Source organism: Mesobacillus maritimus, from assembly GCF_023715205.1.
GTDB lineage: Bacteria > Bacillota > Bacilli > Bacillales > Cytobacillaceae > Mesobacillus_B > Mesobacillus_B maritimus_C.
In genome coordinates this window covers 49,912-72,248 of sequence record NZ_JAMBNR010000017.1, presented here as the reverse complement: position 1 = coordinate 72,248, position 22,337 = coordinate 49,912, and the positions used below count along the sequence as shown (strand labels likewise).

Sequence of the window (22,337 nt, the reverse complement as noted above, 5' to 3'; positions counted from 1 at the left end):
ATCCCTCGATTCCTTAACTCACCCTTTATTAAAATGGCCCGATTCGATACGTTTGCTCAGCTTCATGTCCGGGTTCCGGAAACATTTCCTCAGTAAAACAATCTGAAACTTCACAGGGACAACCTAATTGTTTTGCTAAGCCTTTAAATAGTGATTGAGATGGAAAGTTGGAAGGAGAAACTGTCGCTTCTAAGAACCGAACATCTTTACAGACTTCCCGTTCTAATAACTCATTTAAAAGCTTATTCCCTATTCCATTCCCCCGATAGTTTTCATTTACGGCGACCTGCCAAACAAAAACAGTATCCGGGGAAGACGGTGGACGGAAAGCGGACACAAAGCCGATGAGTTGATTACGATCTTCGGCGATCACACAAGTATCACCAAAGTAATGGCTAAACATGAGATATGAATAGGCTGAATTTAGGTCCATATTTTTTGTTTCTTTTATGAGTTCCCACATTTTTGCCCCATCCTCTTTATCAGGAATTCGATATGAAAATAAGGTCCTCCTATCTAACTCAGTTGTTTTTATCATTTAGAGTAATTGATTCCTCCTTTGTTCGTTTTCCTAACACTATTCATCTTAACGAGAATAAAAATGAGCGTCAAAGCGTGAATTTAAGGGTTATGCTAAATAAACATAGCTATCTTCGTCTAAGGAAAACTCAGCTTGTTCAGCTTGCCAAATCCCTGCTTTTCCTCCCAAATGCTCCAAATCGACAAAATATTTAAACTTTTTAGTTATAACAATTTCTCTTGTTTTACTTAGACCCTTTTCCAAACATGTTACTTTTGAACAAAAGTACAGCTGAATGAGCTTGGTTATACAAAAAATAGCTACTTTTGATGAGAATAGGGCTCATAAACTTAATGAAACATACAAAATGGCTATGATGCGTTAAAATGCTTTACCATTTACTATAGAAGAAAAAGACAGAGGACAACGTGTTGAACGCTGTCCTCAAATAGATAAGTTATTTCTTTTTTTTCATTTTTTTATCAGGTTTATTCGCTGCTTCCTCAAGACGACGAAATCTTCTCAAATCTGCTTTGCGAATCGGCAAAGGTTCTTTCGCCAATAGTTTTGCGATGGCAAACATCAACAATAACAAGATCAACGTAAATGGAAGTGCAGCGATAAGCGAAGCAGTTTGTAATGCCTCTAAACCACCTGCATATAATAGCACCGCTGCAATAGCTGACATCAGTACTCCCCAAACCACCTTCACCATTTGCGGTGGATTTAGGCTCCCAAACATTGTCATACTAGCTAAAATATACGTTGCCGAGTCTGCAGATGTCACAAGGAATGTAAAAATAAGCAGAATGGACAAAACCGATAGAATCGTATCAAACGGTAGATATTCATACGTTTGGAATAAAGCAGTGGTTAAATCTGCGTTTACAGCCTCTGCAATGCTTGTGCCATTATTTAAATCATTCCATAACCCTGTTCCTCCGAATGTCGCAATCCAAACACATGCAATCAACGGTGGAATCACCATTACACCCATAATATACTCGCGAATGGTTCGACCACGGGAGACTCTTGCAACAAAGGCTCCAACATAAGGAGACCACGCAATCGCCCAAGCCCAATAAAAGATGGTCCAATCCCTGACCCATGTTCCTCCTCTATAGGGCTGTAATCTTAAACTATATTGAATAAAGTTTGTTAAATAATCGCCTAGACCAAGGGTAAAGGACTCAAGGATAAACACAGTTGGTCCCATTATGAACACAAATAACAAGAGAACAATCGCAAGGCCTAAATTCAAATTACTTAAATATTTGATCCCTTTCTCAAGTCCCGTTGAAGACGAGAGCATATAAGCAACAAAAATGATGGCAATGAGGATCATTTGAATCCACACGGAGTTTCCAATGCCAAATACTACACCCAGCCCACCATTCATTTGTAAAACCCCAAGACCAATTGAGGTGGCAATTCCCATTACTGTCGCGATCACAGCTAAGGAATCAATGGTATTCTTAACCCCTGTCTTTTCTCCCGTTATAGGCTCCAATGCCGTAGAAACCAAACCGTCCCGTTCTTTTCGAAATTGAAGAAAACCGATCACGAGCCCGACAATCGCAAATACAGACCATTGACTAACTCCCCAGTGGAAAAAGGAATATCCCATGGCCAGTCTTGCGGCGTCTACTGTTTGCCCATCCACTCCCTCTGTAGGAGGTAAAAAAAAGTGGCTCATTGGCTCAGCCACTCCCCAAAAGACCAGACCTGCTCCAAAACCTGCCGAAAACAACATGCCAATCCAAGTGAAAAAGGAGAACTCTGGCCGTTCTTTTTCTCCACCCAGTCGGATGGCTCCGTACTTACTAATCGCTAGGCCAACTAAGAAAATAATTAATACAAAGACGGCTAATAAATAGAACCAGCCAAAATTGACTGTTGTAAATTCAAAAAGACTTCCAGCCACTCGTCCGAATCCCTTTGGTACGACCGCACCCAAAATAACTAGCAAGGAAATAATGATTGCAGACACGATAAATACAGTGTTTTTCCAACTATTCCGATCCATGTCAGCCCTCCCAAATAAATCTCCAGTTTATTATTACCAATTACCCTAAGATTTAATGGAAAAACAACGAATTCAGTAGAAAACACCTTTTGCAGTATAGTCAAGCTCACCTGAACTACTAAAAGCTAACAAGGAACTGCTTTGAACAAACTCCCGGAAGGCCATTTTTCCCCATGACAAATATAGAGGATTCAAATAGATTCCCCTTTAAAGCTTAAACAATTATTCATGAAAAACTTAAAGCAAAGAGATGTTAAACTTCTCTATTAAACCTTTAAAAGCGGGTCTAGTATTCCCATCACGGCCAACAACAGCCTCTGCTGTCACTAATGAATTCAACACTGCCTCCTCTGTTGCTTCCCCAACTGCTCTAAATGCTGTATCCATATCTTCTTCATGCAGCGTTGAAATTAGCAAACAGTCAGCTGGTTTTTCGTGTGGAATTTTAGTGGCCGTTGAGAAACCAATGATTACCTCACCACTACCATTCGTTATAATCGATCCTGTTCGTGACAAGCCTGTGACACTACGTTTAATAATCCGATTTAATTGTCTTTCTGAAACAGGCAAATCTGTGGCCACAATAACAATAACTGACCCCTTATCTTCCTCTTTGTATTCCCGAATAATTGCTTCTTTTAGTTCCTGGCCGACTGCTTTTCCATTTATTCGTAAATCACTTAATATCCCAAAATTCGATAGCACTAATACGCCTAAAGTATATTTACCATGACTCATTTCCATGATCCTTGAAGCAGAGCCAATTCCTCCCTTTAGCGAGTAACAAAGCATCCCTGTCCCTGCTCCTACCGTTCCTTCTTTAAATTCACTAGCTGTGTTCTCGAGCGCTTGGATTATATGCTCTGGTTTTACAAATTTCGCCCTTATATCATTTAAATACATATCATTGCACTCAGCCACGATTGGATTAACACTTCCTGTTGTCCGGCCAATCTCAGGATTACGTGCCAACATATAGTCAATTAGTGCATCCGCGCCTGTCCCAACATTTAAAGTATTCGTTAATAAAATGGGTGTTTCTATTGTGCCAAGTTCAGCCATTTGAATTGTCCCCATTGTTTTCCCAAACCCATTGATTACATGACTTGATGCAATAAGCTTTTCTTTAAAAATATTGCCCTGATGAGGCAATATGGCCGTCACCCCAGTTTGACTCGCTTGGTCACTCAACGTTACATGACCTACTGTCACTCCATCGACATCTGTAATCGCATTATAAAATCCTGTCTCTAAACGACCAATCTTGACCCCATAGTCTCTCATTCTTTTTTGGTTGAACATTGAAGATCCCCTTTTTTCTCCATTAAATACCTAACTCTCTATTAAATAGCATACCTATTAAACATGATAAATTGAAGTTTTTCCCTCCCCAATAAAATCCCCCTTAACCTTAAATGTTGGCTTCAAATCATGTTTCTCAAATCAACAAATCCCCAATACTTCGGTAAAAAATAAATAAATTCTATTAAAATGACAAAAACCGACATACTTCATGCTATTCTATCTAGTAAAATTGTAATAAATGTTTAATCTTTTGATAAAAGATTGTAATATTATAGCAATACTATATGTCTAAAGATGTCATAGAAGGTTGGGAGGAATTATTAATGGCAAGTGCAATTGAACAACCCGTTTCGGAAAGTCGCTCACAAAAGAAACAGGTCAAGTGGTTTAAAAATTGGAAGTACATCACAACCATTATTGTCATCATCATTGCTCTTATTTTAGCTGCAATGAGTTATTACCAAGCGAACCACTTTAACACAAATGTTTCAATAAACAGCGTAGACGTAAGCGGTTTAACAGCCGAAGACGCACTAGAAGAACTTAAGAACTATCTATTAAAAAATGAGGTTTATATTGGCGATCAATTAATCATTGACGGTGAAGATACAAAAATGGGATTTACGAATAAAGATCTGCCTGAAGTTCAAAAGCTATTGAAAACACAGTGGACCTTTTTCCCATCATTCAAAACAGAAGATTATGATTTAACACCAACCGAACAAGATCATTATCGTAGCGAAGTACTAAAAGTCGAACTAGAAGAGAAACTTCTTTCCATGAACAAAGAGTTAACAGCTCCTAAAGATGCTCGTGCTGTGTTAGAAAAAGGGGAAATAACCATTTCAAAAAGCGTCGATGGAAAGCAGTATGATGCTAAACATCTATTGGAGGAGTTCGACAAACAAACCTATGCTAGTACCATTCAGCTAGAACCTGCCTTTCTCCTTCCTATTAAAGAAGATAGTGAGATTGTTAAAAAGGAAGCAAAACGACTAGAAGAACTGCTTGCACACACTGTTGAATATAAAGTACAAGACAAAGTGCATTCTTTAAAAGGTAGTGATTTCATTACAGATGCTACCGTTTCAAAAGACTTAGAAGTTTCGATTACATCAAGCGAACTTGAAGATAAAATTGAAGAGATTAATGATGCTCAATCTACATTAGGCAAAAACTTTACCTTTATAACGCACGCAGGTAAAGAAATCAAGGTAAAAGGACAAGGTTATGGCTGGGCACTTGATGTAAAAAAAGAGGCTGCCTTAGTGCAAACAACATTCGAAAAGGGAGAAAAGTCAGTTGACGCCTCCAATATCATCGGAAACGGCTGGGTCGGTGAAGGCTACGGTTACGATGTCACTTCAAATTATGGCATTGGTGATACGTATGCTGAGATTTCTATTTCCGAGCAAAAGATTTGGCTTTATCGAAATGGAGAGCTCGTCTTGAGCACAAACGTTGTGACAGGAAAACACAGTACAGGAGAAGGAACTTCACCTGGGGTTTGGTACATTCTTTTTAAACGGACACCATATACACTTGAAGGTAGCGCAGTCGGAAATCCTAATTACTCCGTTGAAGTCGATTATTGGGCGCCGTTCACAAACAGTGGCCAAGGATTCCATGATGCAGGTTGGCGAACCAACTGGAATAGCAATGCCTATCTTAATGCCGGATCCGGCGGCTGTGTGAACGTACAACCACACATGATGAAACAAGTGTACAACAATCTAGAGGTCTATCAACCAGTTGTTGTTTACTAAACCAAAGGTAAATAGAAACCAGGAGATCACAAAGATTTCCTGGTTTCTTTATTTTTATCCTTTTGTCTAAGAAGGTCGTATACAAGATTTATTTTATACTATCAACAAACTTCTTCGCTGCATGTGAGATTTGCATATCCCTTAAATAAATGATACCAATATTCCGCTTTGGGATCTCCTCTTCAAGCTTGACCTCATAGATAAATCCTTTTTCCAGGTACTCCTTTGAAAACTCTTTCGTAACGGACGAAATCCCTAAATTACTTTTTGTAAAATCTAAAACTAAATCATGAGACCCGAGTTCAAATACAGGTGAAACCTGGAAACCTCTTTCGTTTAAGAAATTCTCAACATACATTCGAGAATTTGATTTCTTTTCTAAAAAAATGAGCGGCATACGCATTAAATACTCTAAGCTTATCGGTTTTTCGGTTATTTTTTTATACTTCTCTCCACAGACAAAGATATCTTGAATTTCCTTACAAGGAATAACCTGAAGTTGATCATCCTGAATTGGCAGATTGCAAACCCCAATATCTGCCCTACCTGATTTAACAAACTCACAAATCTCCGTTGTTGTTCCATTTATAATATTCAGTTTGATACCCGGGTAAGCTGTATGGAAATCCTCCAAAAAGGGCAACAAAAAGTAGCGAGAGATGGTATCTCCAACCGCAATACGCAATTTTCCCTTCTTATAGGTCTTAAATTCCAATATTTTATCTTCTGCCACATGTATCATTCCCAAGGCATTACTTACATGCTCATTTAATATTTGCCCTTCATTCGTCAAAACGACACCCTTTGATGTTCGGTAAAAAAGCTGTATCTCTAAATCCCTTTCAAGTTTTGAAATCGATTGACTGACTGCTGACTGGGTCATGTAAAGATCCTGCGCTGCTTTCGAAAAACTTTTATTCCGACTAACTGTGTGAAAGATACGATATAAATCTAATTTGCCAATCATATAAGTACTCCTTATACCAGATATTATAAATATTAATTTTACTAATACCATTATAAACGAGTATAGTAAAATAAGATGAAAAAAATAGTACATACTTTGTATAAAATATACTCTTACTAGAGGAGCGATTAGATTGGAAAGAGTCGTTGGAACAGTCGTACGCGGACTACGTGGACCCATTATTAACAAAGGAGACAACATTGAACAAATTGTTGTCGACACGGTATTAAATGCAGCAGAAATAGAAGGTTATTCAATTGAGGACCGTGATATTGTGACAATCACAGAATCGATTGTTGCTCGTGCTCAAGGGAACTATGCAACGATCGATGCTATTGCAACAGATGTTAGAGAAAAATTCGGTGAAGACATAATTGGCGTTACCTTCCCAATCCTTAGCCGTAACCGTTTTGCAAACTGCTTACGTGGGATTGCTAGAGGAGCAAAACGTATTGTCCTAATGCTTAGCTACCCTTCTGATGAAGTGGGAAACCACCTTGTTGATATCGATGAACTAGATGTTAAAGGGGTCAATCCATGGACAGATGTATTAACAGAAGCTGAATTCCGCGAGCATTTTGGTTATAAAAAGCATACCTTTACTGGTGTTGATTATATCGAATACTATAAGGAAATCATTGAAGCAGAAGGCGCAACATGCCAAGTTATTTTTTCAAACAACCCGAAAACCATTTTAGACTATACAAAAAGTGTTTTAACATGTGATATTCATTCACGTTTTAGAACAAAACGCATTTTATCCAATAATGGTGCGGAAAAGGTTTACGGTCTTGATGATATTCTGAAAGAGTCCGTTAATGGCAGCGGCTTTAACGAGGCTTATGGTCTACTTGGATCCAATAAAGCAACCGAAGATAGCATAAAGTTATTCCCAAATAATTGCCAACCAATTGTTGATGGCATTCAAGCAAAAATCAAGGAAGTTACAGGTAAAACAGTAGAAGTCATGGTTTATGGCGATGGTGCTTTTAAAGATCCTGTTGGGAAAATTTGGGAGCTCGCTGACCCTGTAGTTTCACCAGCTTATACCTCAGGACTTGAAGGTACACCAAATGAAGTAAAATTAAAGTACCTTGCTGACAATAACTTCTCACACCTTCGTGGAGAAGAATTAAAACAAGCCATTTCTCAGCATATTGAGAATAAAAATGACAACTTAGTAGGACAAATGGAAGCTCAAGGAACAACACCTCGTAAACTAACGGACCTTATTGGCTCCTTGTCTGATTTAACTTCAGGTAGTGGCGATAAAGGAACACCGATGATTTATATTCAAGGTTATTTCGATAATTATACAAAGTAAAGTCTTTTAAAAAGGAAGCTTCTCAATTTGAGGCTTCCTTTTTAGTGGCGAAAGTTATGTTCGCTTTTAAGCCCTATAGTAAGCTCGACCAAAAGACCACTTCGCATTAGAAGTGGTCTTTTGGTCAAGATTAGCTTTTATTTTAAAACGCTGGGATTGCCGTTTCATCATAATTTTCTTCTAAAAACTCACGCACCTCTGGACTGGTCATAGCTTTAGCTAGCTTTTGAATTGCTCCTGTGTCAGCATTGTCTTTACGTGCAACCAATGTAATCGCAAAGTCATTTTCAACGCCTTCTGTAAGAAGCGCATCGCTTTTTGGTGTTAGTCCAAGCGGTGCAGCATATGCCGGTGTCATCACAACAGCATCGGCATCATCATACATTCTCGCTAACATTAGCAAATCCACTTCTTCAAACTTAAAGTTTTTCGGGTTATCTTTAATATCCGCTTTCGTGTAATAGATATCTTTCTTTTCTTTTAATGTAATGACATCATGTTGGGCTAACAGAGCCAATGAACGATCTACATTTGAAATATCATTCGCAATTGCAATAACAGCACCCTCAGGTAGTTCTTCGATTGATTGATAGTTCTTTGAATAAACGCCATAGTTTGCAAAATAAATTGGTTCAATTGCAACGAGCTCTGCGTCATTGTTTCGATTGAATTCCTCCATATACGGGACATGTTGGAAGAAGTTCGCATCCACTTCACCGGCTGCAAGCGCACTATTCGGCTGAACATTGTCACCCAAAACGACCATTTCGAGATTGATTCCTTCTTCTGCAAGCTGTGGTTTTACAAGTTCGAGAATCTCGGTCATTGGCGGAATTAACGAAGCGACTTTTAAGGTTACTTCTTTCTGTTCTGAGTCTTGTGTTTCTTTAGGTTCAGTTGCTTCATTATTTTGACCGCAACCAGCTAGAAGCACTAGTAACATACTTGCTAATAAAAATAATAATTTTTTCATTTTGACTATTTCCTCCTAAATCTTTACCTTTTATCAATGATTCTTGCGATACTTGTTCCGATAAATTGGATCAACTGTACAAGAATAATCATAATAATGATCACATACATCATTAAATCTGTTTTAAACTGCTGATAACCGTACCGAATCGCAAAATCACCAATTCCTCCACCACCAACAACACCCATTATGGTGGAATAAGAAATAAAACTAATAATGGATGTGGTTAATCCAAGGACAAGGCCCGAACGAGCCTCCACATAAATAAATTTAAAAACCACATCCTTTACAGAAGCCCCCATCGAAATAGCTGCTTCGATCACACCTTTTGGGACATCCAATAAGCTTTGTTCAACCAACCGGGAATAATGGGCGATTGCAATAATCGATAACGGAACTGTTGCAGCTGCTGTTCCAATCGCTGTACCAATCATCAATCTCGTAAATGGGATTAAAAAAACGACTAATAATAAAAACGGAAACGAACGAATGATGTTCACTAACAAATTGACTATTGAAAAAACAAACTGATTCTCCAATAGATTGCCCTTGCGACAAAGAAATAGCAGTGTGCCTACTGGAAGACCTATGATCACAGCCGCTAATATCGAAACACCAACCATCACAAAAGTTTCCGCAATGGCCTGCCAAATTTCCGTTTCATATTGAGTTAAGGTCTCAAGCATGGTCGAGTTCAACGTCCTTTGTTAATTCTTCTACAAAATATTGAGGATGGTTCTCTTTCCTTTGCATTCCTTTTGGTTTACATGAGACTGTATCGTAAATTTCCCCATCAGACATGATTGTGACCGTATGGCAAATACTTTTGATCACTTCCATCTCATGACTGACAACCACAATCGTCACACCTAGGCTTTTATTAATATTTTCTAACACGCCTAATATGTCAGCAGTTGTACCAGGGTCTAAAGCGGAAGTTGGTTCGTCGCATAGTAAAACCTGTGGATTAGTGGCTAATGCCCGCGCAATGGCAACCCGCTGCTTTTGCCCACCGCTTAATTGGGCAGGATATTTATCCATCATACTTTCCAGTCCAACGAATTGAAGGCATTCTAGCACACGGTTCCTCCGCTCATTCTTTGGAAAGTCTGCTAATTCTAAAGCGACCACTACATTCTCATAAACTGTCTTATTGGCTACCAAATTAAAATGCTGAAAAATCATCCCAATCGATTTTCGGGCTTGCCGGAGTTGTTTTCCACTCATACTAGTTAGCGTTTGGCCATTAACTTCGACTTCTCCTTCATCAGGTACTTCTAACAAATTCATGATTCGCAGCAAAGTGGATTTACCTGCCCCACTTGCACCAATAATTCCATAGATCTCACCTTGATTAATTTTTAAGGAAACAGATTTTACGGCCTGAAACTCTGCATAGTTTTTTGTTACACGATTCAATTTGAGCACAAAAAAACCCCTTTCGATTATTTGAAGGGTAAAATCAATGTTTTTTATTATAGCTTAATCTACGACAGTTGTCATTTTAGTAGAATACTCTTAATAAACAAAAGCAAAGAAGGCCATCCTTAGGATGGCCTTCTTTTCACTTCTATTATGAACTATGAGAAAATATCATTCCATAGATAGACACGCAAAAGTGACATCTATTTATTACATACTAAGCTGCTAGTTTTTCTCGGTCTTCTTTCACTAATAAATGCTTTAAGAGTGCATCACATTGGGGTAAAGAAACACCTACAATTGGACCTAGTAAAAAGGCAATCAGCACCGTACCAATACCAATTGGGCCTCCTAATACCCAACCGAGCATAAGCACTAGGATCTCCATTCCATTCCGAACCCATTGTACACTCCAGCCTGTTTTCTCCACCAGCAAGATCATGATGCCATCTCTTGGTCCAGAGCCAAAATCAGCAGAAACATAAAGGCCAATTCCATATCCGATTAAGGTCACACCCACAATAAAGGAAAGAACCACTCCAATGAAACTATCAATACTTGGCAGAAGCCAAATAAAAAAGTCAGTAAACAGACCTAGCAAAAGCATATTTAAAAACGTCCCCAGTCTAGGAACCTTTTTCATTATAATAGAAGCTATGGTTAACAATAGAAATCCGGTAAGAATCGACCATGAGCCAATCGTTAGACCAAATTGCATGGACAAACCAAAATGAAACACATCCCAAGGACCTATTCCTAATAACTGTCCTTCAACTGTTAAAGCTACACCTAGCGCTAAAACCATCAATCCGACAAAAAAGAAAGTCCAGCGAAGAATCATTTCTTTTTTCATATATTCCCCTCGAGTCATTTAAAAATAAGACCCAAACAGTATACCACAGCCCCTATACGATATGACATAAAGATAAAATGGGAATCCTAGGTAGATTTTCCACTTTATAAACTTGCTTGTTTGACTAGTTGTTATCGATGATTTGATATTGGTAGTATACGGTTATTCAATAGGAAACCCTCTCCAAACAACTCCATTCTCTACAGAAACTTCACCAACACTCTTTTACGAAAGGCAACGACGATCATACATACTCTTTCCTTTTGGTTGATAGAATCCATTCCATTGTGATATCTTGAAAAACAACACTTCTCAATAGCCTCTACAAACCTCCTTTTTTAACTATTTTAGTATAGTAATTATTGGGTATATTGGTCCTTGTTTTACATCCACTGTTTTTTAAAATACATTACTATCAACAATGTTTACGCTTAACAAACGAATATTAGGGAAATTCCTTATTTTCCTAAATTTTGTACTTATAATAATTGCATTGACGATTTAATTGTTCATAAATTAAGATAACTATACTAAAATAATTATTTTTACTAGGGGGCCATTTCATGGATACAACCATGGCTAAGCAAACCAAAAAACACCCTCCTGGATTATATCTGTTATTTATGACAGAAATGTGGGAGCGTTTTAGTTATTACGGTATGAGAGCGATTCTCATTCTTTACCTGACTAAGTCCTTAGTTAACGGTGGATTGGGAATGAGCGAAAGTTCTGCTCTTCTCTTATATGGATTCTTTACTGGAGCCGTTTATTTTACACCCTTAATCGGCGGTTATCTTTCTGATAGGTACTTAGGACAACGAACCGCTGTAACAATTGGCGGTTTCACAATGGCATTAGGAAATCTTGTTCTATTTGCTCATCAAAGTTTTACTGCTGTATATATCGGTTTAGGTTTACTCATTATTGGGAATGGATTTTTCAAACCTAATATTTCAACCATTGTTGGTGAGCTTTACGGTCCAAAGGACAAACGCCGCGATGCAGCGTTTACGATTTTCTATATGGGTATTAACACAGGTGCATTCTTTGCCCCACTCCTTATCGGTGCAATTACTGATAAATGGTTCGCAGTCCAAGCGAGTGGAGTAATCGAATATGGGTATAAATATGGATTTCTTGCTTCGGCGATTGGAATGGTTTTTGGACAAATCTTATTTAATGCTTTAGGGAACCGTTTCTTAGGTGATATTGGGAAAAAACCGGTTGGCAAACCACAGGTTTCAAACGGTGCTGTAGAAAAGCAAACATTAACAAAAGTAGAGAAAAACAGAACAACTGTTATTTTCATCCTTGCTGCATTTGTTGTTTTCTTCTGGGCTGGTTTTGAACAAGCCGGCGGTGCACTAAGCATTTATACTGATAAATTTATTGATCGTACTTTGTTTGGCTGGGAGATTCCAACATCTTGGTTCCAGTCTGTTAACCCGTTATTCATCATTCTTTTAGCACCGCTTGTCTCCATTTTATGGACCAAGCTTTCAAATACAAATCGCGGTGACCTTCCCGTTCCAACAAAAATGGGAATTGGAATGATTATGCTTGGACTTGGATTTATCGTTCTCTTATTTGCAATTATGCAAACAGGCAGCGATGAAAACAACATTACCGTAAAAGCAAATATCATGTTTATCATTTTCACTTATTTTCTCCATACTATTGGAGAGTTGTTCCTATCTCCTGTTGGACTATCATTTGTAAGCAAATATGCACCCGTTAAGTTCGCTTCTTTACTAATGGCTGTTTGGATGGCTAGCTCCTTCGTGGCTAATATCCTTGCTGGTCAATTAGGGGCCTTTACGGAAAGCATGGGCTATTTTGAAGTATTTGCAGTAATTGGTCTTGCAGTTATCGTCCTTGGCTTCGTGCTTCTGTCCATATCTAAAAAGCTTGTGAAGATGTTAGAGGACGACGGAAATGAGATTGAAAACGAAAATACTTTATTAAAAGCAAATTAAATCAATAAAATCCCTCCTAAAAAGAGGCTGACTCTAAGGATCAACTTGATGACCTTATGAGTCAGCCTCTTTTTTACATACTAGCATTTGGAGTGACTTTCACCTTATAACAGGAATATAAGAATTTACCGAGAATAATAGATTTATAAAAAAAATACACCGACGGTCTGGAAATTCACCGTACTGTTTGGAGTTTTAGTGGAAAGGAAGGCTAAGTAATGTTGTATTTAAAAGCAATTACAAAAGAGAATTGGCTGAAGGCTATATCCTTACGTGTCCGAGAAGATCAAGTGAAATTTGTGGCCTCCAATGCGGTATCACTGGCCCAACTGAATTTTCTTGAAAACTTCCATGCAAAAGGAATTTATCATGATGATGAGATGATTGGTTTCTCACTCTATGGAATAGATGAGCATGATCATGAATATTGGATTTACCGCATGATGGTTGATCAAAAACATCAGGGTAAAGGAAATGGCAAGCAGGCAGTTAAACTAGTAATAGACGACATAAGAACGATTAAAGAGAACCGCCACCAAACCATCACCCTTTCTTATGAGCCAACGAATGAACACGCAAAGCGGGTTTACGAAAAAATGGGCTTTCAAGAAGTAGATGGGCTTATGATCGAAGGCGAACAGGTATCTCGCTTTAAATTTTAATATATCTCTTATTGTAGGAGCTGTAAGCAAAACAGATAGCATAAGAGGTTTTTCCTTAATAAAATAATGCGGGTGAGTTCTTAAAATTGTGTCAGTCTATATTCTTTATAGATCAACAATACCATTTTGACCATTCTATTTCCCTTAAAAAACTTATTACAACCTAGCCTCCCCAACCTTAGGGAGAGGCATTGGTCTAAAAACTTCGTTTACTTAGGCCCTATTCTCACGGCTTTAGGATTTTAGCAACAATTTTTACGAAAACAGCCTTTACTTATGGTACGGTTCAACTAAATTCACTGGTAATATATATGTTCATACCTAATTTCCATATAAATAAAAGGAGACCATAATAGTCCTCTGGTTTCTTACCTCATCTCTTTTTAATAGTAATTCCTTTATACACAATACCTTTTCAATTAAACACTCTATCATTTTTAATTTGATTTCCCTATTTCTCTTTTGATTTCTTCTATTCGTTTTTTTCCCCAATCATACATCATTTCCACAATTGGAAGTAACGTCATTCCCAACTCAGTCATTGAGTATTCCACTCTAGGCGGAACTTCTGGATAAACCTCTCGATGTACAATGCCGTCTTCCACCAATTCCTTTAATTGATTCGTTAAAATTTTGTGGGGTATTTTAGGAAATAATCTTTGCAATTCACTAAAGCGGTGCGGACCTTCAACACCTAAATGCCATAGAATCACAACTTTCCACTTTCCACTGATAATCGATAAAGTAAGTTCTTTTTCACAGTTGTAATCACCATTCATTATCTTCTCTTTAATTTCATCTCTAAGTGTATCCAACATATCTTCGGCCTCCGCTTTCAATTGTTACTTTAAGGTTACTCTGTTACAAAAAAGTGCATTCTTCTCAGAATTACAAACAGGTTGTAATATAAATATGTGAGTTAAAGATAAACTATTTTAGGAGGAATAACAATTATGAGTAAAAAAGCACTTTTAATTATACCACCAGAAAGATTTAATGAAGATGAATTATTTAAACCGAAAGAGGCACTTGAAAATGCAGGAATAGAAGTAACAATTGCAAGCACAAAAACTGGCGAAATTATTGGCGACTTTGAAGGTAAGGCAATTTCCGAAAAGGTCTTCTCCGATACTACAGCAACCGACTTTGACGTTATTTCTGTCATTGGCGGATCTGGCACAAATGATTATCTTTGGGAAAACAAGGAATTATCCACCTATTTAAAGAAAGCATATAAAGATAATGTTCTAGTTACCGGAATTTGTGCTGGTGCAGTCACTGTTGTGAAAACCGGATTACTTGAGGGTAGAGAGGCAACTTGCTACCCTGTTGACGTACAAAAAGACCAACTGAAAGAAAATGATGTAAAATATGTCGAGAAACATGTTATTGCACATAGTGACATTATCACAGGTGACGGCCCAGATGGCGCCGAAGAATTTGGAAAAGCCCTAGTTAATGCAATAAACTAACTTAAAAGATGATATAAGCCTTTGGTGTATACCGGAGGCTTTTTCAATGTTTAATCTTCTCTTATTCCTTATTTTATGTTAGTAAATAACTTATCTAACCACTGATTTTCAAGCTCAATTTCTACTCTTTGTTTTACCACTATTTGTGATACGGTTCGTAAGCCCGAATTATAAAAAAATAAGCGTACCTTCCGGTACGCATCATAAATAGCCGTAAATTCTAATCTTTTTAATAGAATTACGGCTTTTCTCATTTATTTGCTACATTCTACCTGGATCAATTTTGACCAGGGCATGTATTGGTCCAAAATTTCAGGGTTTTGATGGATTCCGAGATTCGGTAGGTCCGTCAAAAGTTTCTTTATGTATTCGTAGAAATTGATGCCATTGCTTTTGGCTGTTTCTTGCAACGCTCAGACAAATGGCGTTTGCCATTGCACCGGCTTCGCTGACGGAAAAAAGCCAATTTTTCCTTCCTATGACATTGGGGCGGATAGCGTTTTCGGCTGGATTATTATCGATTTCAACGCGACCATCATATAAGAACGCTTTTAACCCATCTGCTCTGTTCAGTGTGTATTCCGCTGCTTTTGCCAGAGCGTTTTTGCCGAAGAAAGGTGATGTGTCAACCCAATGCAGGAACTTTTCCACGATTGGCAGTGAGTGCTTTTGGCGTTTTTTTCTACGCTTGCTCGGCGACAAGTGTTTAAATTGCCTTTCCAGGCGATATAACTCATCACAATAGCTCACACCAATCTGGCATTTTTTACTATCCACTTTCAACCAATAACGACGCACATGCGCCCAACAGTTGGCAAACGTAACACCTTCTAACTTACCGTATGCAGAATAACCATCACAAACGATGGTCCCTCTATATCCTTGGGTGAAATTTTCAAGGACAGATCGAGCTCGTGATAATGAGCTTTGAAAGAGAGTTATGGGTGGCCCTTGGGTAGGTACACTTCTATATACCCAGTTGTATGCGTTCGATTGACCCGATTTACCATCAGAACGATTGATAATTTGTGAATATGTTTCGTCGCAATGCAAAACAGATTTAGCCATCATCAATTTTTTCATGCGTTCGTAAAGCGGCATCAGCCAATCATGCGATGCTCGAATAACCCAATTGGAAAGGTTTTTATCATTCGTATCCAATCCATAACGTTTCCATTCATTTACCTGACGGTAAAGTGGCAGGTATTGCGCGAATTTGTCATAGATGACTTTGGCAAGTACGCTAGGACTTGCGATGCTACGCTGAATGGCAGGTTGCGGAGCTTTTCCACGTTTAATTTTTGTCGGTTGTGCAGTATCACTTTTGCAATTCTTACATTCATAGGCATGTTCGATATGCTGCAATTTCACCATTTTTGCAGGAATAAATTTAGCCTCTTCACGGACAACCGTACCACTGATCTCCACCATTTGATGTTGGCAACATTCGCAGGCTATATTTGCCGGAAGATGATGGACTTCTTCTACTTCCACATCATCACGCAATGAATCGTTTCTCTTTTTCTTCTGTATTTTACGAACAACAGTATAGGAAATAGTCTGTTGGCTTTGTTCTTCTGTGTGCTCAGAATCGTTAAAAGATGGATCATCTTCAAATAATGAACCTTGTCCATCGGGCACATTGTACCTGGATTTCTCAGTTTTAGACCCATATAAAAGTTTCGTTAATTGGCGAACTTGTTGTGACAAGGAATCAATCTGTTTCATCAATTCTTGATTTTGTTGATTTGAATGAGCCAGTTGTTCTTCGAGTAGTCGAATTAATTTTTCATTTGAAGAAGAATCGTTTCCCACAACATTCACCACTTTCCGTTCGATTTCGCTCCTCCTATTATAACGAGTTCAATCAGTGAGATAAAGAAAAAATGGCGTATTTAAAAAGTTCCTTTTGCCGAAGGTTGAATTGCCTTTGGCTGCTGAATCGATAACCCTTCTAATAACCATCGAAGTTCCTTTTGAGACAGATGCCGTACTTCTTGTTCATCTTCCAGCAAATAAGAAAATTGAATCGCTATAGGGATCGAGTTCAAAAGAATCCTGAATCAAAGTGGCTAATCCATCAATACCTTTCCGCATATCCGTCTTTCCACAAATGATGTAGATATTTTTCACGCTAGTATAGTATATTTGTACTGCGCAGCAAATAATTTTGTCTTACAGGAGTACATCTAATTTACTTGGCATTAACTAAATACTTTCCAATTCGCTGTATGCCTTTTTCAGTTACCGCACTTTTCTAGTCATCTTCTTATTTTTATTAACGGATTTGAAACGCAATACTGACCAATCCTCATCAATAGCTAAATATCCGTGTTGAACATTCGCATCCGTGGCTATCCTACTAAGAGTAATCCAACAAATACTATTACTATTCTTTTCATGAACTATTACCACTTCTGGACTATTCTTCCGAAATGATAATCCCTTATTCCACTAACTAGTTAGCGAAAGTAGCGACTGCTCTATTGAACAATCGCTCCCGTTGAATAAGGATGAAGCATTACTATATAAGTAAAATCAACTTAATCTAGACACGATAATGTTTAACGCTGTCCAAGATGATGTAATGATTCACTGACCCTCTGTCCATATTCTGTATAAATTAATTGTTTTTACAGACACTATTAAAAACGGTTAAAGGATATGTTACGAATGACAGAGCGTCATAATAATGATAACTTCCCAGGTTATGAAAAAATTAAAACCATTCTTAATGAATCACCCGATTTGATGTGTCGAAAGCTTGAAGTTGGACAAGAGGGGATTCATATTATTTTCATGAAGAATTTAATTAAGCCAGAGATTCTAAATGAATATGTCATTAAATATATTGAAGAACTTTCTATAGAATACTTACATTACACCTATTTAATGAAAAACATACCTATAGAAGAAATAAAGGTAAATTTAGAGGAACAAGAGGTAATCTCTTCCCTATTAAATGGATTTGCTTATATTTATTTTTTAGATGAGAAAAAGGCATTCATTGTGAACTGCGCAAACCCCATTGAACGCTCTATTGAGAAAGCAGAAACAGAATCGTTAGTATATGGACCTAAAATTTCGTTCACTGAATCATTAACTTCTAACGTTAAGATAATCAGACAAAATCTAAATGATTATAATTTGTGCACGGATGAAATAAAGATTGGGGAACGCGTTCAAAAGCAAATAAGAATTGTATATATAAAAGATATTGCGAACGATGACACTCTTCAGACACTTAAGGACAGGATTAAACAATTAAGTACGGATAATATAATTGACAGTTCCGTTTTGGCTCAATGCCTAGAAGATAATCATTACTCTTTATTTCCACAATTTATATTAACAGAGCTGCCCGATCGATTCATCTACTCGATTTTAAACGGGCGAATTGGTGTTTTTATAGATGGTAGCCCAGTAGGGATTATAGGTCCTGCTAATTTTTTCTCATTTTTCGAATCAACAGAAGATATCTATTTGAGATGGTCTTTAAGTACATTTATTCGTTTTATCCGATTATTTGCTATGGTAGGTTCTCTTTTTTTAACAGCCATTTATGTGGCTGCCATGACTTATCATTTTGAACTCATACCATCTAAATTGTTAATTATCATTGGACAATCACGTTCACAAGTTCCTTTTCCTCCCTTGTTAGAAGCACTCTTACTAGAAGGGTTAATTGAGTTACTTAGAGAAGCTGGAGCCCGCCTTCCTTCAAAGGTAGGACAAACAATGGGTATTGTAGGAGGTATTGTCATTGGCCAAGCAACGGTTGAGGCAGGGTTAACTAGCAATATTTTAATTATCATTGTTGCATTTAGTGCATTAGGGGCATTTTCGGCTCCTATTTATGAAATGGGCACTGCAGTCAGAATTGCTAGATTTCCAATCATTATTTTAGCAGGTGTTTGGGGGTTAAATGGAATCATTTTCGGTATATGTATTCTAATGGTTCACTTGTTAAAATTAACTTCTTTAAATAAACCTTATCTTGCACCTCTATATCCGCTAAGAATGAAAGATTTGCAATATTTTTTAATACGTCTCCCCCACCATTTTTATATGAGGCGGCCGTTAATAAATCGACCAAAAGACTCCATTCGCCTAAAGGAGCGATTAAGAAATATAACAGATTTAGATGAATTTTGAGGTGCAAAATGAAATCAAATATACGTTTTGTTAACGCCTTTATGGCGTTTTATATCATACACACTTCGCAAATTGGTATGGGAATTCTTGGAGTTCCAAGAATTATGTATCTAGAATCAAAAAAAGATGCTTGGATATCCATTTTACTATCTGGTTTATTCGTTAGCTTGATTACATGGTTAATGATTTCTATCCTAAAAAAAAATGAAGGTGATACTCTTTTTGAAATTCATGAACATATATTCGGACGCTTGATTGGTAGTATTTTCAACTTCCTTATTGTCATTTACTTTATTGCCGTAAATTATTCGATCACCATTAGTTATGTCGAGTTGTCACTAACATGGGGATATGAAGGTGTCTATGAATGGGTCGGAGTATTGGCTTTATTAATATTATCCATTTATGCTGTATCCGGCGGATTTAGAGTAGTGACCGGTGTTTGTTTCTTATCCTTTTTATTGACTATATGGCTGCTATTTGTTGTGTACCAACCACTTCAAAACATAAACCTAACTAGGATTTTACCTATTATGACGACAACTCCTTCAGAAATTATGAAAGGAGTTTTCAAGAGCAGTTATACAATGTTAGGTTTCGAGACTTTACTTTTTATTTTTCCATTTATAAAGGAGAAAAATAAACTACAGCTGTTTAGTCAAATAGCTGTCTGGTTTACGACCATTCTTGTTTTAATAACAACTGTTGTTTCTATTTTATTTTTTAGCGCGAAAGAATTAGAGAAGAATGTATGGCCTGTTGTCAGCATGATTAGCACGGTCCATTTTCCATTTATTGAGCGCTTTGAATTTGTTGCGGTTCCATTTTGGATTTTAGTTATTTTTCCAAACCTATGTATCACTCTATATATTTCTTCCAAGGGTATTAAACAGATTTTTTATATAAAACAGAAATATGGAATATGGCTCATCTCCATTATCCTTTTTATCTGCAGTTTTTTAATTACTAAAAGAGTAGATAATAATTATTTTTTTGATCAAATTGGCAAAATAGGATTTTTCCTGTGGTTTATCTATCCGATTTTCTTGTATGGAATAACCATTATAAAATCAAAAATCAATACTCGTTCCAGACGGAGTTGAAAGAATGAAAAAAATTGTTATTCTGCTGTGTTCTCTTCTTTGTACTGCATGTATGGCCCCTGAAAAAATAATAGAAATGCAAGGGATTTCAACGATTATTGGTTTTGACTTGCTTGATGACAATACATACAAAGGCACTATCAGTTTGTTACAATTTGACCGAAAAGAAGAAAAGACGAGTGTAACCCTTTCTGCTGACGGAACGACTAGTAAACAAATCAGACAAAAACTAGAGGAACAGACAAGCCATGACATTACGTCTGGTCAATTAAGGACCATACTGTTTAATAAAAATATGGCAGAAACAGGAATTTCTTCTTTTCTGGATACAATGCAACGAGATAGCCTTATCAGTTCTTTAATCTTTTTGGCCATTACTGATAATGCTGAGGAGACGATTAACAATACAAACTATGAAGAATATCCCGAAATGGGATCCTATATTTATCAACTATTGGATAAACACGAAAAGAAAGAAATGTTAGTCAACTCCAACTTACATGATTTTATAACCACACAATATGAAATCGGTATCGATCCTACCCTACCCATTATAAAAAATGCAAATGGGGTAGCACCTTCTATAGATAGTGTTGCATTATTCAAAGAAGATAAAATTGTTGGGTCTATTTCGTTGATAAACACCCTTTACATAAAATTATTCACAAATAATAAGGCATTTTTAGGTGATATAACTGTAGAGATTGCTGCTGAAGAACTAGAGAAAAGGGGGATGGCCGAACTCAACCTTCCTAAAAGTGATATTTATAAAATTACACTTCATCCAATAAAGTACAAAGGAAACATTGAAATAAAGAACGAAGAATTGGTTCATTTAAATGCAACGATTTCCGTTTCAACATTAGAATTTCAACCATCTATTTCTGTGAAAAATAAAGATTCACTAAACAAAATGGAGCAACTAATTGGTGAAGCCCTAAACAAAGAATTTGGATATATACTTGAGGAATTAAAAAATTTAAATACGGATCCCATTGGCATCGGAAGAAAAATAAGAAGTGTTAGAAAATATTCCCATTTAACTGAGGGAGATTTAAGACAAAAATATTCAGCACTAAAGATAAAACCAAATATAAAGGTGGAAATTAAGCGAACTGGATCAGTTGATTAACATGTTTTTAGGAACAAAATCGCTAACTCGACTTAACCACGACCCAAGTGTTCATTATTCACTGGGTCTTTTTTCTCGCTTGTCGCATGGTACCATTGCAAAAAGGACAGACTACTTCCATTTCTTCATTTTCTTCCAAGTCAAAATGAAATTCTTCTACAACATAATCTGGAAATTCATCTTCTTTTCCGTAATCAATACATCTAAAATAATAAATTCTATTTCTTCATTTAAGCCGAAACATAACTTTTCTTCTATTTTTAACACAAAACCAAATAATGTATTATCCTATATTTGTGTTTAAAGTTTAGATAGGAGTGATTATATGTTTTTAAATGGTAAAGGTCGAGTTATCTCTTGTGGACATTTTACGACTAAAATTAACAATAAAAAAATGAGCATTTTAAATATTCAAGTGAATGGAGAAGTACATAAATTTTTTGGTAGTGGGAAGATTCCAGAATTTAAGTTTGGTGACATTATTGAATTTACGGTAGTTGCTCAAAAGCAAAAAGGACTAGAATATAGTTTTTACCTTGCAAAAGCTGAAGCAATTAAATCTGAGAATCAAGAATAAAATAAAACGGCTGCGCTTGCTGCCGTTTTATTTCTCACAATAACCTATAAATTAAACAATTACATCATGTAATTATCAATGATTAACTCAAACCTCTGCTTTAC

The 22,337-nt window shown here is 36.9% G+C and carries 19 protein-coding genes and 1 pseudogene; 9 read left to right on the top strand and 11 right to left on the bottom strand.

What is annotated here, in order from left to right; translation table 11 throughout:
* Nucleotides 1-28: 28 nt before the first annotated feature.
* The 3 genes from ectA to M3182_RS21000 all read right to left on the bottom strand — a co-directional run bounded on the left by ectA (nt 29) and on the right by M3182_RS21000 (nt 3,848).
* Nucleotides 29-538: a diaminobutyrate acetyltransferase gene (gene ectA, locus M3182_RS21010; protein WP_285869069.1), complete on the bottom strand. Its 510-nt coding sequence runs from the start codon at nt 536-538 to the stop codon at nt 29-31.
* A 439-nt stretch (nt 539-977) separates the two neighbouring features.
* The gene (locus M3182_RS21005; protein ID WP_251428274.1) at nt 978-2,546 is read right to left on the bottom strand and encodes a BCCT family transporter; all 1,569 of its coding nucleotides are present in this window, start codon (nt 2,544-2,546) and stop codon (nt 978-980) included.
* Between the two features lie 237 nt (nt 2,547-2,783).
* Nucleotides 2,784-3,848: a DmpA family aminopeptidase gene (locus M3182_RS21000; protein WP_251559881.1), complete on the bottom strand. Its 1,065-nt coding sequence runs from the start codon at nt 3,846-3,848 to the stop codon at nt 2,784-2,786.
* Nucleotides 3,849-4,174: 326 nt separating this feature from the next.
* On the opposite strand from M3182_RS21000, the gene M3182_RS20995 reads away from it, so the two are divergent.
* Nucleotides 4,175-5,617: a L,D-transpeptidase family protein gene (locus M3182_RS20995; RefSeq protein WP_251559879.1), complete on the top strand. Its 1,443-nt coding sequence runs from the start codon at nt 4,175-4,177 to the stop codon at nt 5,615-5,617.
* An 88-nt stretch (nt 5,618-5,705) separates the two neighbouring features.
* On the opposite strand, the gene M3182_RS20990 is transcribed toward M3182_RS20995, so the two are convergent.
* Nucleotides 5,706-6,584, bottom strand: coding sequence for a LysR family transcriptional regulator (locus tag M3182_RS20990; RefSeq protein WP_251428281.1), 879 nt, complete (start codon nt 6,582-6,584; stop codon nt 5,706-5,708).
* 133 nt (nt 6,585-6,717) lie between these two features.
* Here M3182_RS20990 and M3182_RS20985 point away from each other — a divergent pair, with 133 nt between their 5' ends.
* A complete protein-coding gene (locus M3182_RS20985; RefSeq protein WP_251559877.1) occupies nt 6,718-7,908 on the top strand; it encodes a coenzyme F420-0:L-glutamate ligase in 1,191 nt (396 codons plus the stop codon).
* A gap of 142 nt (nt 7,909-8,050) precedes the next feature.
* Here the strand turns inward: M3182_RS20985 and M3182_RS20980 are convergent, their stop codons facing one another.
* The 4 genes from M3182_RS20980 to M3182_RS20965 all read right to left on the bottom strand — a co-directional run bounded on the left by M3182_RS20980 (nt 8,051) and on the right by M3182_RS20965 (nt 11,156).
* Complete coding sequence (locus M3182_RS20980) at nt 8,051-8,881, bottom strand: MetQ/NlpA family ABC transporter substrate-binding protein (protein ID WP_251428288.1); 831 nt, start codon at nt 8,879-8,881, stop codon at nt 8,051-8,053.
* 23 nt (nt 8,882-8,904) lie between these two features.
* Nucleotides 8,905-9,567, bottom strand: coding sequence for a methionine ABC transporter permease (locus M3182_RS20975; protein WP_251428291.1), 663 nt, complete (start codon nt 9,565-9,567; stop codon nt 8,905-8,907).
* A complete protein-coding gene (locus M3182_RS20970) occupies nt 9,560-10,309 on the bottom strand; it encodes a methionine ABC transporter ATP-binding protein (protein ID WP_251559875.1) in 750 nt (249 codons plus the stop codon). Before M3182_RS20970 ends, M3182_RS20975 begins: the two co-directional genes overlap by 8 nt.
* A gap of 211 nt (nt 10,310-10,520) precedes the next feature.
* Nucleotides 10,521-11,156, bottom strand: a complete 636-nt coding sequence (locus tag M3182_RS20965) for a YczE/YyaS/YitT family protein (protein WP_251559873.1) — start codon at nt 11,154-11,156, stop codon at nt 10,521-10,523.
* Between the two features lie 563 nt (nt 11,157-11,719).
* Here M3182_RS20965 and M3182_RS20960 point away from each other — a divergent pair.
* Both M3182_RS20960 and M3182_RS20955 read left to right on the top strand, forming a co-directional pair.
* Nucleotides 11,720-13,132 carry a peptide MFS transporter gene (locus M3182_RS20960; protein WP_251428300.1) on the top strand — a complete coding sequence of 471 codons (1,413 nt, stop codon included), beginning with the start codon at nt 11,720-11,722 and terminating at the stop codon, nt 13,130-13,132.
* A 218-nt stretch (nt 13,133-13,350) separates the two neighbouring features.
* A complete protein-coding gene (locus M3182_RS20955; RefSeq protein ID WP_251428303.1) occupies nt 13,351-13,794 on the top strand; it encodes a GNAT family N-acetyltransferase in 444 nt (147 codons plus the stop codon).
* Between the two features lie 437 nt (nt 13,795-14,231).
* On the opposite strand, the gene M3182_RS20950 is transcribed toward M3182_RS20955, so the two are convergent.
* Nucleotides 14,232-14,612 (bottom strand): winged helix-turn-helix transcriptional regulator, encoded by a 381-nt coding sequence (locus M3182_RS20950; protein WP_251559871.1) that lies wholly within the window; start codon nt 14,610-14,612, stop codon nt 14,232-14,234.
* 135 nt (nt 14,613-14,747) lie between these two features.
* On the opposite strand from M3182_RS20950, the gene M3182_RS20945 reads away from it, so the two are divergent.
* The gene (locus tag M3182_RS20945) at nt 14,748-15,266 is read left to right on the top strand and encodes a DJ-1/PfpI family protein (RefSeq protein ID WP_251428308.1); all 519 of its coding nucleotides are present in this window, start codon (nt 14,748-14,750) and stop codon (nt 15,264-15,266) included.
* Between the two features lie 254 nt (nt 15,267-15,520).
* On the opposite strand, the pseudogene tnpC reads toward M3182_RS20945, so the two are convergent.
* Nucleotides 15,521-17,093 (bottom strand): annotated as a pseudogene (gene tnpC / locus M3182_RS20935) (IS66 family transposase).
* 174 nt (nt 17,094-17,267) lie between these two features.
* Complete coding sequence (tnpB, locus tag M3182_RS26530; protein ID WP_432806589.1) at nt 17,268-17,363, bottom strand: IS66 family insertion sequence element accessory protein TnpB; 96 nt, start codon at nt 17,361-17,363, stop codon at nt 17,268-17,270.
* A gap of 576 nt (nt 17,364-17,939) precedes the next feature.
* Between tnpB and M3182_RS20925 the strand changes: the two genes are divergently transcribed.
* The 4 genes from M3182_RS20925 to M3182_RS20910 all read left to right on the top strand — a co-directional run bounded on the left by M3182_RS20925 (nt 17,940) and on the right by M3182_RS20910 (nt 22,233).
* The gene (locus M3182_RS20925; RefSeq protein WP_251428319.1) at nt 17,940-19,421 is read left to right on the top strand and encodes a spore germination protein; all 1,482 of its coding nucleotides are present in this window, start codon (nt 17,940-17,942) and stop codon (nt 19,419-19,421) included.
* A gap of 8 nt (nt 19,422-19,429) precedes the next feature.
* Nucleotides 19,430-20,524, top strand: coding sequence for a GerAB/ArcD/ProY family transporter (locus M3182_RS20920; RefSeq protein WP_251428321.1), 1,095 nt, complete (start codon nt 19,430-19,432; stop codon nt 20,522-20,524).
* A gap of 4 nt (nt 20,525-20,528) precedes the next feature.
* Nucleotides 20,529-21,656: a Ger(x)C family spore germination protein gene (locus M3182_RS20915; protein WP_251428323.1), complete on the top strand. Its 1,128-nt coding sequence runs from the start codon at nt 20,529-20,531 to the stop codon at nt 21,654-21,656.
* A gap of 325 nt (nt 21,657-21,981) precedes the next feature.
* The gene (locus tag M3182_RS20910; RefSeq protein ID WP_251428326.1) at nt 21,982-22,233 is read left to right on the top strand and encodes a hypothetical protein; all 252 of its coding nucleotides are present in this window, start codon (nt 21,982-21,984) and stop codon (nt 22,231-22,233) included.
* The last annotated feature ends 104 nt before the right edge of the window (nt 22,234-22,337 follow it).